An 18,341-nucleotide genomic window follows, 5' to 3' on the forward strand; every position below is an offset into this window, starting at 1 on the left:
TATCAGGAGTTAAGCATGAATCGCCGGCAAGCCGGCGCTTACATCAGTCTTGCGGACGCAGCCGGTACTGCGGTGGCAGCTGTTCAAAGCCGCTGATGGTGGTGTTCAGGCTCTTCCAGCGGCCATCCTTGATGCCATAGATGCAGCCGTGGATCGACAGGCTCTGCCCACGGTGCCAGGCGTTCTGCACAATGCTGGTATGACCGACGTTCGCCACCTGCTGGATGACGTTGAGTTCGCAGAGGCGGTCGACCTTGGCTTCGCCTTCCAGGGCTGCCAGTTCGTCACGCTTCTCGTAGTACAGATCGCGAATCGAGCGCAGCCAGCCATCGATCAAGCCCAGCTGACGGTCCTGCATCGACGCCCGTACACCGCCACAACCATAGTGTCCGGTGACCAGAATGTGCTTCACCTTGAGCACGTCCACCGCGTACTGGATCACCGACAGGCAGTTCAGGTCGGTGTGCAGCACAACGTTGGCGACGTTACGGTGAACGAACAGGTCGCCCGGCAGCATGCCGACGATCTCGTTGGCCGGAACCCGTGCATCCGAGCAACCAATCCAGAGGAACTCAGGGGTTTGCTGGCGTGCAAGTTTGGCGAAGAAGTCCGGGTCTTTCTGCTTGATCGAGTCAGCCCAGCGCGCGTTGTTATCAATCAGTTCTTGTAGATCGTGCATGGTCGCTTCTCATCAGGGTTTTGTTGCCTGGCTACAGTGACGCTTGTTCAGTCGATCAAGGTACACGCCATGACCAGGGCATCTTCGCGACCACCGGCAACCGGGTAGTAATCGCGGCGACGCCCGATCTCGTTGAAACCGTAACGCTCGTACAGGCGATACGCCGACTGGTTGCTGGCGCGCACCTCGAGGAAACACTCGCGCCCGTTCAGCGCGTAGGCACGCTTCATCAGTTCTTCCAGCAGGCGCAAGCCCAGCCCACGCCCCTGGCTCTCGGGCTTGACCGTGATATTGAGCAGGTGCGCCTCGTCGATGATCACGTTGATCACGCCATGGCCGACTTGCTGCTCGCCCTCGAACATCAGCCAGATTTCATAGGATTTGAGCCCGTCGAGGAAAATGCCCCGGGTCCAGGGGTGGCTGAAGGCGGCATATTCGATCTTCAGTACAGCATCCAGATCCGCCTCGGTCATCCGGCGGAAGCTGATCGTGTCACTCATCACTTGGTTTCCAGCGCGCCATCAGCCGGCGCATGGCTTGCCAGACGTCCGCCTTGCGTTGCGGCTCGTCCATCAACAATTCGAGGCCCGGCAACGCCCAGGCAGTGCCCAGGCCGTCTACCGGCAGCTCGCGGTAATAACTGTGGGCATCGGCCTCACCGGCAAAACGTACCGCCGGCAGGCCGATCAGCCACAGACAGACACAAGGCGCTTCTTCCAGGCGCGCCTGGATAAAGCCTTGAACAAAGTCGGTGGCGGCTTGTGGCCCCTGGTCGAGGTTGCCGCGCACCAGCAACGGCCAGCGTACCGGCTCGCCGATGATCTGCGGGCTGTCGGGCAGCCCGGCGGCGCGCAGCATGTCCTTGAGCAACAGATAGGAAGGGTCGCGGCTCTGGAACGGCTCGCCAGTGGCCAGCTCCACCAGCAGCAGGCAATTGCCGGCTCGCAGCAACTGCAAGGCAAAGCGCGGCGGCGCAACCGGCACAGGTTTGGCCGCCACAGGGGCTTTTTCGGCCTCCTCCACTGGCTTGCTCGCCACCTTGGGGGTACTGCCAGGGCGCGGAATCTCGATCTTCGGCCGCTCACCGCTGCGGGCTACCGGCGCACTGGCCGGGGCCGGCGTCGCTTGCGCGGGAGGCGCATCGAACACCGGTTCGTCCACAGGCGCCAGCGGCAGCAGCAGCTCCGGGCGCGACGGCGCAGCGAACGGCAGTTCGGTACGCGGCAGCCAGTGCACCACTTGCATGGCGTTCAGGTAAGCGCGGCGGCGGGACTCGATTAACAAAGAAGGATCGGCCATCTGTGGATAAGTCAGGGTCGACATTCTACCGTTGTTCGCTGCTGCGCGCCGCTGTTGATCGGCAGAAAAGCGCCCGGTTGCAGCTCAAAACGATCAGGGGTGAATCGACAGCCACCTGATGCAGTACAATCGGCGCTTTTATTTGGCAACGAGTCGACCCGCCAATGATCGAACCCAAGCGCGTCCTGCGCGCCCTAGCCGAACACTGGGCCTTGCTTGAGCCGTTGTGCGAGCGTTTCGACGGGGGCACCCTGAGCCTCGCCGAACTGCGTCAGCAACTGGCCAACCAGCAGTTGGAGAGCACGCCCCAGGACATTACCAGCCTGCTCGACGTGTGGATTCGCCTGGATATCCTGGTACCGGTGGCAAAAAGCCCCAACCGCTTCGAGCTCAATGCGCAGATCCACGACTTCCTCGCCTACCTGCGCCGGGAGCACCGCCTGGGCCTGTGCCTCGAGATCGAAGCCTACCTGCGCCATCTGGAGCGCTTGGCCGGGCATATCCAGGACGCCTTCGAGATTCGCGACGGCAACGACCTGGCGCGCCAGCTGCGCCTGCTCGACATGCGCGTACGCGATGTGCTGAAAAAACTCGACAACGACGAACAGGCGCTGGTGGCCGTGGCCGAACGGGCCAAGACCAGCGACCGGCAGATCCCCCTGCGCCAGCGCTATGCCGAAGTCCTGGCGACCTGGGATGAATACGTCGAGCCAATGATTCAACTGGTGAACGCCGACGGCGCCTTCGAGCAAGGCGTGCGCAAGGTCGAAACCGTGCTGCTGCGCCTGCTGGGCGAGCAGGCACGCCTGGGTCACCTGGTCGATGACGACATGCTCCTGCGCACCCACGCGCGGATCCTCGAAATGCAGACCAGCGCCCAGTTGACCCTGCGTCATGCCCGCGAGCTGTTGCTGCCGCTGCGTGAAGAAGCCCGCCGCCACAACGCAGTGACCCGTGGCGCCGCGCTGGCGCTCTCGGTGATCCGCCGCAAAGGCCTGGACGCAGTGCCGCAAGCCGCCATGCCGATGTTCACCCGGCCACAGAGCACCTTCCTTGGCAGTGCCAGCCAGGTCGAAGCCTACGTTTATGCCCTGGCCCGCTTCGAGCCCAAGCCGGCGAAATTCCCCAAGGCGCACAAGAGCCACAAGGGCGATGCCCCGCGGGCGCCGCGCACGGTCAAGGAAATGCTCGAGCGCTGCGAAGGCGCCCTGCCCCTGCCGGACCTGATGGTCTGGCTGCTGGAGCAGGAGCCCGACGGCGCCACCGACGAGTTGCTGTACTGGTTCTCGCGCCTGTCGCGGGAAAAACGCTTTGCCCGCGAGCGCCTCGAGCGCCGTGACTACCTCACCCGCGAACACCAGGTCAGCCTGCGCTCCTTCGCCCTGACATCTAGCCGCGAACCATCGCCTGAGCCTACTGTGAGCCCTGCCCATGCATCTTGATCTTTCCGAACTGTCCCAGCTCGCACCGATCTTCCGCGAGCTGTTCAAGGGTTTCCATATCAGCCGCCGCGACCCGGAGCTGTACGGCCAGCTGTCGAACTTCCAGGACCAGTACCGCGGCCTGTTCAAGGCCCTGGGCTTCGAGCTGGTCTGCGACACCCGTGGTTTCTACTACTTCGTCCCCGATCAGGCGGCTGCGCAGGTCAACAAGACCGCCCAGCGCCTGTCGCTGTTCACCTTCATCCTGGTCGAGCACCTCGCCGACCAGGGCCGCGACCCGATGTCGGTACTTGACGGTGGCAGCCTCGGTCGTGACGAACTGCCGTCGATGCTGGAGAAATACCGCGACCTGTTCATCCAGGCCGAAGTGCAAACCGCCGACGAGCTGGAAGAAAAGATCATGCGCCGCATGACCCAGCTCGGCTTTGCCCATGAAGAAAATGGCATCTACCGCTTCCTGCCGCCGATGCACCGCTTCCTCGACGTCTGCCTGTCGGTCCAGCAGGACCGCGACCTGGCGGCCAGCCTGCACAGCGCGCTGCCGCTGCCAACGCCAGTGCTGGTCGAAGAAGAAAGCCCGGAAGAGCTGAACCGCACCGACGACCCGCTCGACCTCACCCCGTTCGAAGAAAGCGAAGAAGACGCCTTGGCCCGAGCCATCGCCGAAGAGCAACAGGAGATTGACGCATGAGCCAGGAACGCTACGGCATTCGCCGCTTCGCACTGCTCAACACCGCCGGCTACAGCCTTGGCCTGTTCCCTCTGGAGCACCCGCTGTCGGTCTATGGCGCGAACAACCTGGGCAAGAGTGCCTCGATCAACGCCCTGCAGTTCCCGATCCTGGCGCGCATGTCCGACATGAGCTTCGGCAAGTACAGCCTGGAGCAGTCGCGCCGGTTCTACTTTGCCAGCGACACCAGCTACATCCTCTGCGAGGTCAACCTGCCGCATGGCCCGCACGTCATCGGTGTGGTCGGCCGCGGCCCGGGTGGCGGCTTCGGTCACCAGTTCTTCGCCTACGCAGGTGAGCTGGACCTGGCCCATTACCAGAAAGACGACACCTGCCTGCGCCAGAAAGAGCTGTTCAGCAACCTCGAACGCAATGGCCTCAAGGCGTACGAACTCAAGCCTGACGAACTGCGGCGCCTGCTGGTCGGTGGCCACACCTCGATCCCGCTGGACCTCACGCTGATCCCGCTGCGCTCCACCAGCGAACAAAGCCTGAAGACCTTCCGCGCCCTGTTCATCAACCTCCTGCACATGCGTGAGATCACCGCGGCGAAACTCAAGCAGCTGTTCCTCGACGCCTTCGAGCACAGCCTGCGTTCGGGCAGCGTCGACTACATCGCCGCCTGCGAAGAGGCGTTCCGCGATGTGCGGCGCATGGAGCAGGACTACAACTCGCTGGTGGCCGCCGGCCCGCTGGTCGAGGCCCTGGCCAACGGCGTGGCCCAGCGCGACATCCTGCGCGGCAAGCTGCACCGCCTTTCCCCCCTGCTCGACTCGCTGCTGGGCACCTGGCAGGACTACGCCAGCGCCCGCAAGGAAGAGCTGGTGATCCAGGCCGAGCACTACAAGAACGAACAGGACAGCCTGCAGAACGACCAGCGAGGCGGCACCCAGGAGCTGATGCGCCTGGAACGTGAAATCACCGGTGTGCAACGCTGGCTCGGCGAACTGTCGGTGCTCAAGCACCGCTTTGCCCTGGTCGATGACGTCAAGGTGCTGGAACAGCAACTGCTGGCCGCCAAAGACGCCCACGACGAACTGGCCGGCGCCCTGGCCCAGTCCCGTCAGTTCAGCGCCGAAGACCTCGAGGAACGCCTGCGCGACCTGGAGAAGCGCCTGAAGTCGGTCAAGCAGCAGCTCGACCACGCCGACAACAACAGCTACGCACGTCTGCGCGAAGAGTTCTCGCAGCAGGACGTCGAACGCCTTATGCGTCTGTTCAACGGCGCCCTGTTCAGCCTGCCGCTGGGCGACCGCGGCATCGAGCTGGACGACAGCGACCTGTGGGTCAAATCCCTGGAGGCGGTGCTGGACGGGTTCAAGGGCGAGCGCTTCGAAGCACCAGGCCTGTCCATCGACCTCTCGCACATCGAGCCGCCGGCCCTGCAGGCCCTGGCCGACCGCGCCGCCCTGCGCGACCAGAAAGAACGCCTGGAGAAAGAACTCAAGCAGCTCAAGACCCAGCAAGCGGTTGCCGCTGACCGCGCCGCCAGCAAGACCCAGACCGAAGCGCTGTACCAGCAGGTGCTCGATGCACAAAAGGCCCTGGAAGACTTCCGCCGCAGCCAGACCCTGGCTGCCGAAGAAGGCGACAAGCTCGAACAATTGGCGCAGATGGAAGCCGCTCAGGACGAGCTCAAGCGCTCCAGCGACGCCTTCACCGAACGCGTCCAGCAACTGTCGGCCAAGCTGCAACTGGTTGGCCGTCAGATCGCCGACATGGAAGCCAAGCAGCGCACCCTCGACGATGCCTTGCGCCGCCGCCAGCTGCTGCCCGCCGATCTGCCGTTCGGCACCCCGTTCATGGAGCCGGTCGACGACACCATGGACAACCTGCTGCCGCTGCTCAACGACTACCAGGACAGCTGGCAAGGCCTGCTGCGGGTCGACGGCCAGATCGAAGCGCTGTACGCCCAGGTACGCCTCAAGGGTGTGGCCAAGTTCGACAGCGAAGACGACATGGAACGCCGCCTGCAACTGTTGATCAACGCCTACTCGCACCGTACCGAAGAAGCCCTGACCCTGGGCAAGGCACGCCGCGCGGCAGTGACTGACATCGCCCGCACGCTGCGCAACATCCGCAGCGACTACGACAGCCTCGAGCACCAGTTGGCCCTGTTCAACCGCGAGATCAACAAACGCCAGGTCTCCAACCTGGAGAGCTTTCGTATTGTTCTGGCGCCAAACAAGGAAGCGCTCAAGCACATCGACCAGATCATCCACAGCGCAGGTCAGTACGAAGAAGGCGAGACCCTGTCGGTGTTCGACCTGAGCGCCAGCGCCGAACAGGACAACAAGAACGAAGAGGCCAAGGAGTACCTGGCGCGACTGGTGGCAGCCAACCACAACCAGCTGGGCCTGAAGGACCTGTTCGAACTGGCATTCGAAATCACCAAGGTCGGTGGTCAGCCGATCATCCACACCGACATCGACGGGGCGGCGTCCAACGGCACCACCATGACCATCAAGGCGCTGACCAACATGTACTTGTTGTTGCACCTGATGGACCGCGACCTGGCCGGCCGTGTGCGCCTGCCGTACTACCTCGACGAAGCGGCGGACATCGACGAACGCAACCAGGCCGCGCTGCTGGAAACCAGCCTGCAACTCGGTTTCGTGCCGATTCTGGCGAGTGTGAAGCCACAGGTGTCGGCGCATGTCGCCATCGACCTGGAAGGCGGTAGCGGGCCGAACGGGATCTACATCGACGAAGCGGACTGGAAGTACATCAGCCGTCGGGATGTGGAGAAGGCCGTGGTGCGGGAAGAAGCGGAAGAAGCTTCGGTCTGAGACTGAGATTTGTAGGAGCGGATTTATCCGCTCCTACAGGCGAAGCTTTACTCAGCCCAAGGCAAGATCGGAATCGCCGTCACCGCATTCTGCGGGCTGCCTTCGATCAGGCGGTCCGAGTACACCAGATAGACCAGTGTGTTGCGCTTCTTGTCGAGAAAACGCACCACCTGCATGGTCTTGAACACCAGCGAGGTGCGCTCCTTGAATACCTCATCGCCGTCCTTGAGTTGCTCCTTGAAACGAATCGGTCCCACCTGGCGGCAGGCAATCGAGGCTTCGGCACGGTCCTCGGCCAGGCCCAGGCCACCCTTCACACCGCCGGTCTTGGCCCGCGACAGGTAGCACGTCACCCCGTCCACCTTCGGATCATCGAAGGCTTCCACGACGATACGGTCGTTCGGCCCGACAAACTTGAACACCGTCGACACCTGGCCGATTTCCTCGGCCGCCGCCAGCATCGGCAGCGCCAGAAGCGCTGCGACAACTATTCCTTTGAGCACGGCTGTTTTCCTCAGACCAGAATCAGGTTGTCGCGGTGCACCAGTTCCGGCTCCGCGCTGTAACCCAGCAAGCCTTCGATGGCCTCGGACGACTGGCCGATGATTTTCTGCGCCTCCAGGGCGCTGTAGTTGGCCAGGCCGCGCGCCACCTCAAGGCCATCTGGCCCGACGCACACCACCATTTCGCCACGGCGGAAACTGCCCTGCACGGTCTTGACCCCAACCGGCAACAGGCTCTTGTTGTCCTGGCGCAGCGCCTTTACCGCACCGTCGTCGAGCACCAGCGTGCCACGGGTCTGCAAGTGGCCGGCCAGCCACTGCTTGCGTGCAGCCAGCATGCCGCGCTCAGGCGACAGCAGCGTACCCAGGCGCTCGCCCGCCTTGAGACGATCGAGCACACGCTCGATACGCCCGCCGACGATGATGGTATGGGCACCGGAACGCGCAGCCAGACGCGCAGCGCGCAGCTTGGTCTGCATGCCGCCACGGCCCAGGGCACCGCCAGTACCACCGGCCACGGCATCCAGGCTCGGGTCATCGGCGCGGGCTTCGAAGATCAGCTGCGCATCGGGGTTATTGCGCGGATCGGCGTCGAACATGCCATCGCGGTCGGTGAGGATCACCAACAGGTCGGCTTCCACCAGGTTCGCCACCAGGGCGGCCAGGGTGTCGTTGTCACCAAAGCGGATTTCGTCGGTGACGACGGTGTCGTTCTCGTTGATGACCGGCACTACACCCAGGTCAACCAGGGTGCGCAAGGTGCTGCGCGCGTTGAGGTAACGCTTGCGGTCCGAAAGGTCGTCATGGGTCAGAAGAATCTGCGCGGTGTGCCGGTCATGCTCGGCAAAACTCGACTCCCAGGCCTGCACCAGCACCATCTGACCGATCGAGGCAGCCGCTTGCAACTCGTTCATTGCAGCCGGTCGCTTGGCCCAGCCCAAGCGGCTCATCCCGGCGGCAACCGCCCCGGACGACACCAGTACCAACTCGACTCCCGCCTCATGCAACGCCACCATCTGCTCGACCCAGACACCCATGGCCGCGCGATCCAGGCCCTTGCCATCTGCTGTCAGCAGGGCACTGCCGATTTTCACGACCCAGCGCTGCGCACCCGTCACCTTGCTCCGCATCTTCTTCCAACCTATATAGATCTTTAGATACTAAAACGCCGCTCCTGAGAGCGGCGTTTAGTGTACTGCAACGAATCAGTCGCGCACGTAAATGATTTCCGGACCGTCTTCGTCGTCGTCATCCCAATCGTCGTCATCGTCGTCGCCGATGTCGTGCACGCTCTTCACGCCGCTGCGGCGCAAGGCTCGCGCGTCGTCCAGCGCCTGCAGTTGGGCACGGGCTTCGTCTTCGATGCGCTGATCGAGGTCAGCCAGCTCTTCGGCGTAGGCCGGATCGTTGGCCAGACGGTCGGCGCGGTCTTCAAGGTAGCGCATGATGTCACGGCTGAGCTGCTCGGTACCCTGCTTGGAGATGGCCGAGATCACATAGACCGGACCTTCCCACTGCAGACGCTCGACCACTTCCTTGACCCGCTCGTCACGCTCGTCGTCCATCAGCATGTCGGTCTTGTTCAGTACCAGCCAACGGTCACGCTCGGCCAGGGACGGGCTGAAACGGGCCAGTTCGTTGACGATCACTTCGGCGGCATCGGCGCTGCTGCTTTCATCCAGCGGTGCCAGATCGACGAGGTGCAGCAACAGGCGGGTACGCGCCAGGTGCTTGAGGAAACGGATACCCAGGCCGGCACCTTCGGAGGCGCCTTCGATCAGGCCGGGAATGTCGGCGATGACGAAGCTCTTCCAGCGGTCGACGCTGACCACACCCAGGTTCGGCACCAGGGTGGTGAACGGGTAGTCGGCGACTTTCGGCTTGGCGGCCGATACCGAACGGATGAAGGTACTTTTGCCGGCGTTCGGCAAGCCCAGCAGGCCCACATCGGCCAGCACTTTCATTTCCAGCTTGAGGTCACGCTGCTCGCCCGGTTTCCCCGGTGTGGTCTGGCGTGGCGCACGGTTGGTACTGGATTTGAAACGGGTGTTACCCAGGCCGTGCCAGCCGCCCTGAACCACCATCAGCTTCTGGCCAGGCTTGACCAGGTCGCCAATGACTTCCTGGGTGGCGGAGTCGATCACGGTGGTACCGACCGGCACGCGCAGGATCAGGTCGTCGCCTTTCTTGCCGGTGCAGTCGGTGCTGCCGCCATTGGAGCCACGCTGGGCCTCGAAATGACGGGTGTAACGGTAGTCGACCAGGGTGTTGAGGTTCTCGTCGGCAACCATGAATACCGAACCGCCGTCGCCACCGTCACCGCCGTTGGGACCACCGTTCTCGATGAATTTCTCGCGGCGGAAGCTCATGCAACCGTTACCGCCGTCACCGGCCTTGACCCGGATCGATACTTCGTCAACAAACTTCATAAAAACCGCCTCTCGTCAGTTGGACGAGCTGAGTGACACAAAGACATAAGGCTCTTGCAAAAGTGAGCGCGGCGGCCCCCGTCAACGACCGAAACACCAGCGCCGGCAGCCCATACAAACAGCTTTGCAAGAGACTCACCCCACAAACGAAAAAGCCCCGTCGCGAGACAGGGCTTTTCCAGCGTTCGCGCGATTACTCGGCAACGACGCTCACGTAACGACGATTGAACTCGCCTTTTACTTCAAACTTGATCTTACCCGCGATCTTGGCGAACAGGGTGTGATCCTTGCCCATGCCAACGCCGTAGCCAGCGTGGAATTGGGTGCCGCGCTGACGCACGATGATGTTGCCAGGAATGATAGCCTGGCCGCCATACATCTTCACGCCAAGGCGTTTGGCTTCTGAGTCGCGACCGTTACGGGTACTACCACCAGCTTTTTTGTGTGCCATGGTTCAATTCTCCAGAAATGGATTCAGGCGATTAAGCCGAAATACCGGTGATCTTGATTTCGGTGAACCACTGGCGGTGGCCCATACGCTTCATGTGGTGCTTACGGCGGCGGAACTTGATGATGCGCACTTTGTCGTGACGACCTTGCGAGATCACTTCAGCAACAACCTTGGCACCAGCAACGACTGGAGCGCCGATGTTCACGTCGTCGCCATTGGCAACCAACAGAACGCGGTCGAAAGTCACGGATTCGCCAGTGGCGACTTCCAGTTTTTCGATTTTCAGGTATTCACCTTCGGCGACTTTGTACTGCTTGCCACCGGTAACAATTACTGCGTACATGGTATTTCTCCGATAATCCTGCTCACCCAGCTCTTTATAGGAAGAGTATTGGCTGGCATGGCTGCATAGGGCTGGAACGGCCCAGTGCAATTGCGTAAGGCAGGTGCTGCCCAGGAAGTTCAGGGTGCGCGATTGTACGCAAGCCGCTCGCCCCTTGCAAGTCCCGCCCCCGGCTGGCGGGGACCGCGCCTTGACACGCCGGGACCCGCGACCTAGCATGCCGCGCAACCTTTATGGAGCACCTGTGGCCGATGCAACCCCAAGCTTTCTACCGAGCGGTAGCGGACGACTTCAGCGCCGTTGACGAGATTATCAAGAAACAGCTGACTTCGCGTGTACCGCTGGTATCGAAAATCGGCGACTACATCACCTCAGCTGGCGGTAAGCGCCTGCGCCCGCTGCTGGTCCTGCTGTGCGGCAAGGCCCTGGGCCGCGAAGGCGACGACGTGCGCCTGCTGGCCGCCACCATCGAATTCCTGCACACCGCCACCCTGCTGCACGATGACGTCGTCGACATGTCCGGCATGCGCCGTGGGCGCTCGACGGCCAATGCCCTGTGGGGCAACGCGCCAAGCGTGCTGGTGGGCGACTTCCTCTATTCGCGCTCCTTCGAGATGATGGTCGAACTGGGCTCGATGCCGGTCATGCAGATCCTCTCCAAGGCCACCCGGATCATCGCCGAGGGTGAAGTGCTGCAACTGTCGCGCATCCGTGACGCCAGCACCACTGAAGAGGTCTACATGGAAGTCATCCGCGGCAAGACCGCGATGCTTTTCGAAGCCTCGACCCACAGCGCCGCGGCACTGGCTGAGGCCTCCCCTGAGCAGCGTGAAGCCCTGCGCACCTTCGGTGACCACCTGGGTGTCGCTTTCCAGCTGGTCGACGACCTGCTCGACTACAAGGGCGATGCCGAGACCCTGGGCAAGAACGTCGGTGACGACCTGGCTGAAGGCAAGCCGACCCTGCCGCTGATCTACACCATGCGCGAAGGCACCGCCGAACAGGCAGCGCTGGTACGCCAGGCGATCCAGAAAGGCGGTATCGAAGACCTCGAGCGCATCCGTGCCGCCGTCGAAGCCGCCGGCGCCCTTGAATACACCGCGCAGATGGCCCGCGACTACGTTGCCCGTGCCATCGCCTGCCTGGATGCCCTGCCAGCCAGCGAGTACCGCGATGCCCTGGTGGAACTGAGCGAATTCGCTGTCGCCCGCACCCACTGATCTCGCCCTCCGGCCCATCACTCGATGGGCCTGTTTGACCTCTGACGGACAAAACCCTATACAATGTAGGTTTTGCACCAGTCCGTCTTGAGGAACCCTAGTGAGCACTTTGCCACCCTGCCCTAAATGCAACTCCGAATACACCTACGAAGACGGCACCCAGCTGATCTGCCCCGAGTGCGCCCACGAGTGGTCCGCCGCCGGTGATGCCGAAGCTGTGAGCGATGAAACCGTCAAGAAGGACTCGGTGGGCAATGTCCTGCAAGACGGCGACACCATCACCGTGATCAAGGACCTGAAGGTCAAGGGCACCTCGCTGGTGGTCAAGGTCGGCACCAAGGTCAAGAACATCCGCCTGTGCGATGGCGACCATGACATCGACTGCAAGATCGACGGCATCGGCCCGATGAAGCTGAAATCGGAATTCGTCCGCAAGGTCTGAATCCTGCTGGTTTCGGGGCTGTCTGCCAGCCTCGGAGCCTCTCGCCCATGACCATTGGGCGACTTTTTAACAATAGTCTCTTGCTATTTTGATAATAAGAATTATTCTCATTGGATGTTTCCAAGGAGAATAGCCATGACTTATCTGATAGACGCCTGGCTTGACCGCCCACACCCTTACCTGCGCATCCTGCACCGGGAAACCGGCGAAGTCTGTGCGGTGCTCGAAGAAGAGGCGCTGGATGAACTGCGCGACCAGGGTGATCTGGATCTTACCGGCCTGAATTCAAGCGAGCCGATCGTGCTCAAGGAGCTGGTGAGGAACCTGTTCCTGTTCTGCTACGCCCGGGCATTGCGCCCAAGCTCAGAACTTTATTGAAGGACCGCGGCGCAAACAATTTTGTAGGAGCGGATTCATCCGCGATGGGGCGCGTAGCGGCCCCAATGATGGGACTGCTATGCAGTCCTTTGCGGATGAATCCGCTCCTACAGATAGGCCTTACAGTACGTCGAGCAGTTCGACGTCGAACACCAGAACGCTGTGCGGCGGGATGCTGCCAACGCCCTGAGCGCCGTAAGCCAGCTCGCTCGGAACGTACAGGCGCCATTTGCTGCCGGCGTTCATCAGTTGCAGGGCTTCGGTCCAGCCGGCGATCACGCCGCCAACCGGGAATTCTGCAGGCTGGCCGCGCTCGTAGGAGCTGTCGAACACAGTGCCGTCGATCAGGGTGCCGTGGTAGTGGGTGCGCACGCTGTCTTCGCGGGTTGGCTTGGCGCCTTCACCTGCGGTCAGCACTTCGAACTGCAGGCCCGAAGCCAGGGTGGTGATGCCGTCACGCTTGGCGTTTTCAGCCAGGAAAGCCTTGCCTTCGCCAGCCGCAGCTTCGGCTTTGGCCGCCGCTTCTGCCTGCATGATTTCACGGATGACTTTGAAGCTGGCCGACAGGTCTTCTTCGCTGACGCGGCTGTCTTTGCCGTTGAACGCGTCGGTCAGGCCAGCCAGGATGGCGTCGAGGCTCACACCTGGTGGCGGGTTGTCACGCAGTTGGCCACCCAGCTGGCGGCCGATGCCGTAGCTGACGCGAGTTTCGTCGGTAGACAGGTTGATTTCGGACATTTGCTTGCTCCGCTGCAGGGCGCACGACAACCGCGCCCTTTGTGAAAAGGGCGAGCAGCCTAGCACACTGCGCCGATGCTATTCAGCTACCAGGCAGAACGCCTGGGCATCGGTATTTTCAGGTCACCGTCACCGGTGCTGCTTCCGCCGACCATCTCGTCGTCCATTGACCAGTGCACCATGTGCATCGGTACCGTAGGCAAGCCATCGAGCAAACGCTGTGCGTCGACCACCGAATGCACTTTCACGCGCTGCCCATGTTTGTCAGCCAGTGGATGGGCGTGCCCGTTCACCCGGGCCTCGATGATGAAGTCGCCGCCTTCGAGGGCGATCAGGTTGAGTTCTTCGACATGGCCGGCCCTGGCCTCGCTGCTCAGTTGTTGAAGGTTCATGGTGATACCTCGCTACTGGAACGTTGAGCGGGTACTACGAGTGACCGTTCATTTTTTGTACAGCGCGCGCCAAAGCACAAGGCAAAAACGCAACCGCCCGTCCGTTTTGCAACGGACGGGCGGTCGTGTTTCAGGCATGGGTGCCGGATCAGTGCTTGGTCAGCTTGTCCAGATAACCCATGGCGAACGCAGAAACCACGAAGGTCATGTGGATGATCACATACCACATCAGGTATTCGGTCTCGATGTTGCGCGCGTCCATGAACACTCGCAGCAAGTGGATTGAGGAGATCGCCACGATCGATGCCGCGACTTTCATCTTCAGCGAGGAGGAGTCCATCTTGCCCAGCCAGTTGAGCTTTTCCTTGTCCTCGTCGATGTCCAGCTGCGAGACGAAGTTCTCGTAACCGGAGATCATCACCATCACCAGCAAACCGCCCACCAGGGCCATGTCGATCAGCGAAAGGATTACCAGGATCAGGTCGGCTTCGGCAAGGGAGAAGATATTGGGCAGCACATGGAAGATCTCCTGGAAGAACTTCAGTGCCAGCGCCAGCAGGCCCAACGACAGACCAAAATAGATCGGGGCGAGCAGCCAGCGCGAGGCATACATCGCATTTTCGATAATACGTTCCATTGAAAACTCGTCAGGTGGCGAAAAAAGCGAGCGCGAGTATAACAGCCAGCCATGACAGAAAAAGCCCGTGGCACGCTGCCACAGGGGGATTACGCGGTGGGTTGCCGTGGCGCGGTGAAGCGTCAGGTTTCCGGATGGAACTGGAAGTCACCGACGTGATGCACACGTTCGCCATTGATGCGCCGCAGCTGCGCCTGCAAGTGCACGCACCAGATCTGCGGATCGTCAGCCACCTGGTACCCGTGCAGGGTCAGGCTGTCGACAATGGCGTCGAGCACCGATTCGGCTACGAAAGGCCCGTGAAACGGCCCCTGGGCCTTGATCGCGGACGGCTGCTCGCCAGCCATGCCGGCGGCAAACAACAGGGTCCACATGCCGTTGTCGCCGGCCAGTGGGCGAATGCTGCATTCAATGCGGGTCACCAGGCCCAGGCATTGGCGGGTGAGGCTGAGGCTGCGCGGCATGGCGTCGATCCTCGATAAACCCTGAGTCAACCCCGCGGGCAGGGCTGTTTCTGTCCTGGAATGACTACGATCCCTGCACTGAAGAATAGAAGAAAACAGCTGCTGCGTGGGATTACCGGCGCCCAGCGGTCATGACCGCCGAGGCGCCGGTTAATTGACTCAGGTCGGCTTGACCTGCGCCAGGGCTTGCTCGGCCTGCTCCTTTTCGGCCTCCTTGAGTTCTTCCTCGCTGAGCATCTCGGCGATGTCCCGCAGACGTTCCACCACCCGGGCGTTGACGCTGCCCTCGGGGAACTCGCCGTCGGCATCCGGCTCACCGGCCGGTTCGCCGACCAGCAGGCTCAGCGCCTCGTCGGCCTGGCTGACCGCATAGACGTGGAACATCCCGGCACGCACGGCCTGCAGCACCCGCTCATCGAGCATCAGGGTGGCGACGTTGGCCCGCGGGATGATCGCCCCTTGCTCACCGGTCAGGCCGCGTGCTTCGCAGAGCCGGAAGAAGCCCTCGATCTTCTCGTTGACCCCGCCGACCGCCTGCACTTCACCAAACTGGTTGATAGAACCGGTAATGGCGAAACACTGCTTGAGCGGGGTTTTCGACAGTGCCGAAATCAGCGTGCAGGCCTCGCCCAGCGACGCGCTGTCACCGTCCACATAACCGTAGGACTGCTCCAGGGCGATACTCGCCGAAATGGCCAGCGGGAACTCCTGGGCATAGCGGCTACCGAGGTAACCGGTCAGGATCATCACACCCTTGGAGTGAATCGGCTGGCCGAGGTTGACCTCGCGCTCGATGTCGACGATACCGCTGCCGCCGGGATACACCGTCGCCGAGATGCGCGCCGGCACACCGAAGGCCGAGTCACCGACCTCCAGTACGGTCAGGCCGTTGCACTTGCCCACTGCCGCACCTTCGGTGTCGATGAGGATGATCCCGGCCAGCATGTCATCGAGAATCCGCGCCGACACGCGGCCCGTGCGGGTGGCCTTGGCCTTGAGGGCACGTTCGATGTGCCCGGCATCGGTCATCTCGTCGTTAGCCAGGTGGCGAATGAAGTCCGCCTCGCTGACCAGCTGGAACAGGTCGCCAATGCGCGCCGACAAACGCCCCTGGTGCTCGGCCAGGCGTGCGCTGTAAGTCGCCAGGCGCGCCACGGCGTCGGCGCTCAGCGGTGCCATGCCCTCTTCGCTGGTGCGCGTCTTGAGCAACTGGGCGAACTGCTCCAGGCTCTCGTCGACCATCGGGATGTCTTCGTCGAAGTCCACCAGCACCCGGAACATTTCCTGGAAGTCCGGGTCATGGTCCTGCAACGCGTAATACAGCTGGCGGGAGCCGATGATCACCACCTTGATGTTGAGCGGGATCATCTGCGGGTTGAGGGTGACGGTCGCCAGGCGACCATACTCACCCAACGGTGACTCCATCTTCAGCTTGCGCGACTGCAGGGCGCGCTTGAGCGCATCCCAGACAAACGGCTCACCGAGCATTTTCTCTGCTTCAAGAATCAGGAAGCCGCCGTTGGCACGGTGCAAGGCGCCTGGGCGCAATTGCCGGTAGGTGGTGTACAGCGCGCCCTGGTCGGTGCTGTATTCGATGCGACCGAACAGGTTGTCGTAGGTCGGGTGCGGCTCGAACACCACCGGCGCGCCGCCGCTGACGTGATGCCCCACCACCAGGCTCGGTGCGTACTGCTCTTCCAGCAGCTTGCGCGCCTGGGCGTCGGTCTTGCTGTCATCGACCAGTTGCTCGACCACGGTGCGCAACAGGTTGACCTGCATGGCCTGCAGGTAGGCGCATACCGCAGCGTTTTCCGCATACTTTTCCGACAGCGGGGACAACAACGGCTGGAGCGCCAGGGTGATGGTTTCTTCGTTCAACTGACGCAGTTGATTGTTCGATTCGCGCTTCCACTGCGGCAGGCTGGCCAGCTCCTCGTTAAGGCGCTCCTCCAGTTCGGCGATGTCGTCATGAAAGCGTTCGCGCTCGGCCTCCGGCAGCTGGGCGAATTCGGCCTCGTCCAGCGCCTTGCCGTCGGCCATCGGGGTAAAGGCAACATTGCTGCTGTCGCGGTACAGGGCCACGTCTTTTTCCAGCGAAGCCCGTTCGATCACATCCAGGGCACGGTCATAACGCTGGTTGAATGCGCGATCGATAGCGCTCTTTTTCTGCTGGTACGACGGGTGTTCGAACACTGCGGGGAAGGTCGCCAGCAGGTTGTCGATCAGCCCGCCAACATCACTGATGAACGCACCCGCGCTGCCTGGCGGCAGTTCCAGGGCGCGCGGCTCACGGGGCTCGTCGAAATTGTTGACGTACACCCAGTCGGCTGGCGTCTGCAGGCGCTTGCCTTCCGCCTTGAGGTAACGTTTGACGAACGAAAAACGCCCGGTGCCGGGCTCACCCATGACAAACACGTTGTATCCGGGACGGGGCATGGCGACGCCAAACTGCAAGGCTTCGACAGCACGTTCCTGGCCAAGCACACCGCGAAAAGGCTCCAGATCATTGGTGGTGGAAAAGGCGAACTGTTCGGCGGAAAACGGCCGGGTCAAGGCTTCTGGCGCAAGACGCAGGCTCGCAGCAACAGGATCGGGCATCGGGCTTCCTTACTTCGGCGGGGCAGATGACGGCATTCTGGCGCCGCCTGCCCGCGCCTTGCAAGGCTCATCGGCACAATATGTCGCATGTCCCAAACCTGCTCTGCGTCAATTTTTTCAAGCAATTTTTGGCAATAAATCACGGAACCCTTAGATCGTGCCTAAACTCCAAGCTGCGCGGCCGGGCATAGACCTGCCCAGCCCTTGGCAACTGGTGCCGATCCAGGTGCCAGACAACCCTGACCTTTGCTATCGATGACTAGAAAGAGAACAAAGCTATGAAACGGATTCTTCTGGGTACTCTGTTCACCGCGGTTTCCATCAATGCCATGGCCCAGGCCCCCGGCGGCCCGGATTGTGGCTGGGGCAACATGCTGTTCGAAGGCCAGCGCGGCACCCCCGCCCACTTCCTCGCCTCCACCACCAACGGCACCTCCGGCAACGCCACCTTCGGCATGACCTCGGGCACCAACGGCTGCTCGACCAACGCAGCGCTCACTTACGGGGGTAAATCCTGGATTGCCATGAATGGCATGATGAACGAACTGTCCGAAGACATGGCCAAGGGTCAAGGCGAGGCCCTGACGACCTATGCCGTGGTCCTCGGTGTCGCGCCGCAAGATCGCGCGCACTTCGCTGCCGTCACCCACGAGCACTTCCAGCAGATCTTCACCTCGGCAGACGCCACCGCCGACGACGTCCACAGCAACACCCTGGCCGTACTCAAGGCCGATCCACGCCTGGCCAAATACGCCACCCCGGCTTAAGCTCGGCCTTCCCGCCCCTCCCGGGGGCGGGATGTTTCCT

20 protein-coding genes are annotated in these 18,341 nt (G+C 62.1%); 7 read left to right on the plus strand and 13 right to left on the minus strand.

All coding sequences use genetic code 11. The annotated features are described in order from the left end of the window. Positions 1–43: 43 nt before the first annotated feature. From can to DM813_RS07785, 3 genes are read right to left on the minus strand one after another with little or no spacing between them, the layout of a single operon-like run. Positions 44–679 (minus strand): carbonate dehydratase, encoded by a 636-nt coding sequence (can, locus tag DM813_RS07775; RefSeq protein ID WP_128322823.1) that lies wholly within the window; start codon positions 677–679, stop codon positions 44–46. A gap of 47 nt (positions 680–726) precedes the next feature. Next, positions 727–1,179 carry a ribosomal protein S18-alanine N-acetyltransferase gene (gene rimI / locus DM813_RS07780; RefSeq protein WP_128322824.1) on the minus strand — a complete coding sequence of 151 codons (453 nt, stop codon included), beginning with the start codon at positions 1,177–1,179 and terminating at the stop codon, positions 727–729. Continuing rightward, complete coding sequence (locus DM813_RS07785; RefSeq protein ID WP_128322919.1) at positions 1,172–1,963, minus strand: energy transducer TonB; 792 nt, start codon at positions 1,961–1,963, stop codon at positions 1,172–1,174. Before DM813_RS07785 ends, rimI begins: the two co-directional genes overlap by 8 nt. Positions 1,964–2,142: 179 nt before the next feature. On the opposite strand from DM813_RS07785, the gene mksB reads away from it, so the two are divergent. From mksB to mksF, 3 genes are read left to right on the plus strand one after another with little or no spacing between them, the layout of a single operon-like run. Next, positions 2,143–3,420, plus strand: coding sequence for an Mks condensin complex protein MksB (gene mksB / locus DM813_RS07790; protein WP_128322825.1), 1,278 nt, complete (start codon positions 2,143–2,145; stop codon positions 3,418–3,420). Continuing rightward, the gene (gene mksE / locus DM813_RS07795) at positions 3,410–4,111 is read left to right on the plus strand and encodes an Mks condensin complex protein MksE (protein ID WP_128322826.1); all 702 of its coding nucleotides are present in this window, start codon (positions 3,410–3,412) and stop codon (positions 4,109–4,111) included. The genes mksB and mksE overlap by 11 nt, the downstream gene beginning before the upstream one ends. Beyond that, positions 4,108–6,939, plus strand: a complete 2,832-nt coding sequence (mksF, locus tag DM813_RS07800) for an Mks condensin complex protein MksF (protein WP_128322827.1) — start codon at positions 4,108–4,110, stop codon at positions 6,937–6,939. The genes mksE and mksF overlap by 4 nt, the downstream gene beginning before the upstream one ends. A 47-nt stretch (positions 6,940–6,986) precedes the next feature. Here mksF and DM813_RS07805 read toward each other — a convergent pair whose 3' ends face one another. The 5 genes from DM813_RS07805 to rplU all read right to left on the minus strand — a co-directional run bounded on the left by DM813_RS07805 (position 6,987) and on the right by rplU (position 10,665). Continuing rightward, the gene (locus tag DM813_RS07805; RefSeq protein WP_431311936.1) at positions 6,987–7,457 is read right to left on the minus strand and encodes a CreA family protein; all 471 of its coding nucleotides are present in this window, start codon (positions 7,455–7,457) and stop codon (positions 6,987–6,989) included. Next, entirely contained in the window at positions 7,454–8,572 is a 1,119-nt protein-coding gene (gene proB, locus DM813_RS07810; protein WP_128322828.1) for a glutamate 5-kinase, read from the minus strand. The genes DM813_RS07805 and proB overlap by 4 nt, the downstream gene beginning before the upstream one ends. A 75-nt stretch (positions 8,573–8,647) precedes the next feature. Next, positions 8,648–9,871 (minus strand): Obg family GTPase CgtA, encoded by a 1,224-nt coding sequence (gene cgtA / locus DM813_RS07815; RefSeq protein WP_128322829.1) that lies wholly within the window; start codon positions 9,869–9,871, stop codon positions 8,648–8,650. 193 nt (positions 9,872–10,064) lie between these two features. Continuing rightward, positions 10,065–10,322, minus strand: a complete 258-nt coding sequence (gene rpmA, locus DM813_RS07820) for a 50S ribosomal protein L27 (RefSeq protein WP_128322830.1) — start codon at positions 10,320–10,322, stop codon at positions 10,065–10,067. 31 nt (positions 10,323–10,353) lie between these two features. Further along, positions 10,354–10,665, minus strand: coding sequence for a 50S ribosomal protein L21 (rplU, locus tag DM813_RS07825; RefSeq protein ID WP_038614793.1), 312 nt, complete (start codon positions 10,663–10,665; stop codon positions 10,354–10,356). A gap of 251 nt (positions 10,666–10,916) precedes the next feature. Here rplU and DM813_RS07830 point away from each other — a divergent pair, with 251 nt between their 5' ends. The 3 genes from DM813_RS07830 to DM813_RS07840 all read left to right on the plus strand — a co-directional run bounded on the left by DM813_RS07830 (position 10,917) and on the right by DM813_RS07840 (position 12,705). Then, positions 10,917–11,885 (plus strand): polyprenyl synthetase family protein, encoded by a 969-nt coding sequence (locus DM813_RS07830; RefSeq protein ID WP_128322831.1) that lies wholly within the window; start codon positions 10,917–10,919, stop codon positions 11,883–11,885. Between the two features lie 100 nt (positions 11,886–11,985). Then, positions 11,986–12,327 (plus strand): zinc ribbon domain-containing protein YjdM, encoded by a 342-nt coding sequence (locus DM813_RS07835; RefSeq protein ID WP_128322832.1) that lies wholly within the window; start codon positions 11,986–11,988, stop codon positions 12,325–12,327. 135 nt (positions 12,328–12,462) lie between these two features. Further along, complete coding sequence (locus DM813_RS07840; RefSeq protein WP_128322833.1) at positions 12,463–12,705, plus strand: PA4570 family protein; 243 nt, start codon at positions 12,463–12,465, stop codon at positions 12,703–12,705. Between the two features lie 120 nt (positions 12,706–12,825). Here the strand turns inward: DM813_RS07840 and DM813_RS07845 are convergent, their stop codons facing one another. The 5 genes from DM813_RS07845 to DM813_RS07865 form a co-directional block, all read right to left on the minus strand. After that, positions 12,826–13,443: an FKBP-type peptidyl-prolyl cis-trans isomerase gene (locus DM813_RS07845; RefSeq protein WP_128322834.1), complete on the minus strand. Its 618-nt coding sequence runs from the start codon at positions 13,441–13,443 to the stop codon at positions 12,826–12,828. An 86-nt stretch (positions 13,444–13,529) separates the two neighbouring features. Beyond that, on the minus strand, positions 13,530–13,835 hold the full coding sequence (locus tag DM813_RS07850; RefSeq protein WP_128322835.1) for a DUF6482 family protein: 306 nt from the start codon (positions 13,833–13,835) through the stop codon (positions 13,530–13,532). 148 nt (positions 13,836–13,983) lie between these two features. Beyond that, positions 13,984–14,472, minus strand: a complete 489-nt coding sequence (locus tag DM813_RS07855) for a TIGR00645 family protein (RefSeq protein ID WP_038614811.1) — start codon at positions 14,470–14,472, stop codon at positions 13,984–13,986. A 122-nt stretch (positions 14,473–14,594) separates the two neighbouring features. Next, positions 14,595–14,936 carry a hypothetical protein gene (locus tag DM813_RS07860; protein WP_045187966.1) on the minus strand — a complete coding sequence of 114 codons (342 nt, stop codon included), beginning with the start codon at positions 14,934–14,936 and terminating at the stop codon, positions 14,595–14,597. A gap of 159 nt (positions 14,937–15,095) precedes the next feature. Beyond that, positions 15,096–17,534, minus strand: coding sequence for a Lon protease family protein (locus DM813_RS07865; protein WP_128322836.1), 2,439 nt, complete (start codon positions 17,532–17,534; stop codon positions 15,096–15,098). 278 nt (positions 17,535–17,812) lie between these two features. Here DM813_RS07865 and DM813_RS07870 point away from each other — a divergent pair, with 278 nt between their 5' ends. After that, positions 17,813–18,301, plus strand: coding sequence for a DUF3015 domain-containing protein (locus tag DM813_RS07870; RefSeq protein ID WP_128322837.1), 489 nt, complete (start codon positions 17,813–17,815; stop codon positions 18,299–18,301). The last annotated feature ends 40 nt before the right edge of the window (positions 18,302–18,341 follow it).

This window comes from Pseudomonas alkylphenolica (genome assembly GCF_004025535.1).
Lineage (GTDB): Bacteria > Pseudomonadota > Gammaproteobacteria > Pseudomonadales > Pseudomonadaceae > Aquipseudomonas > Aquipseudomonas alkylphenolica_A.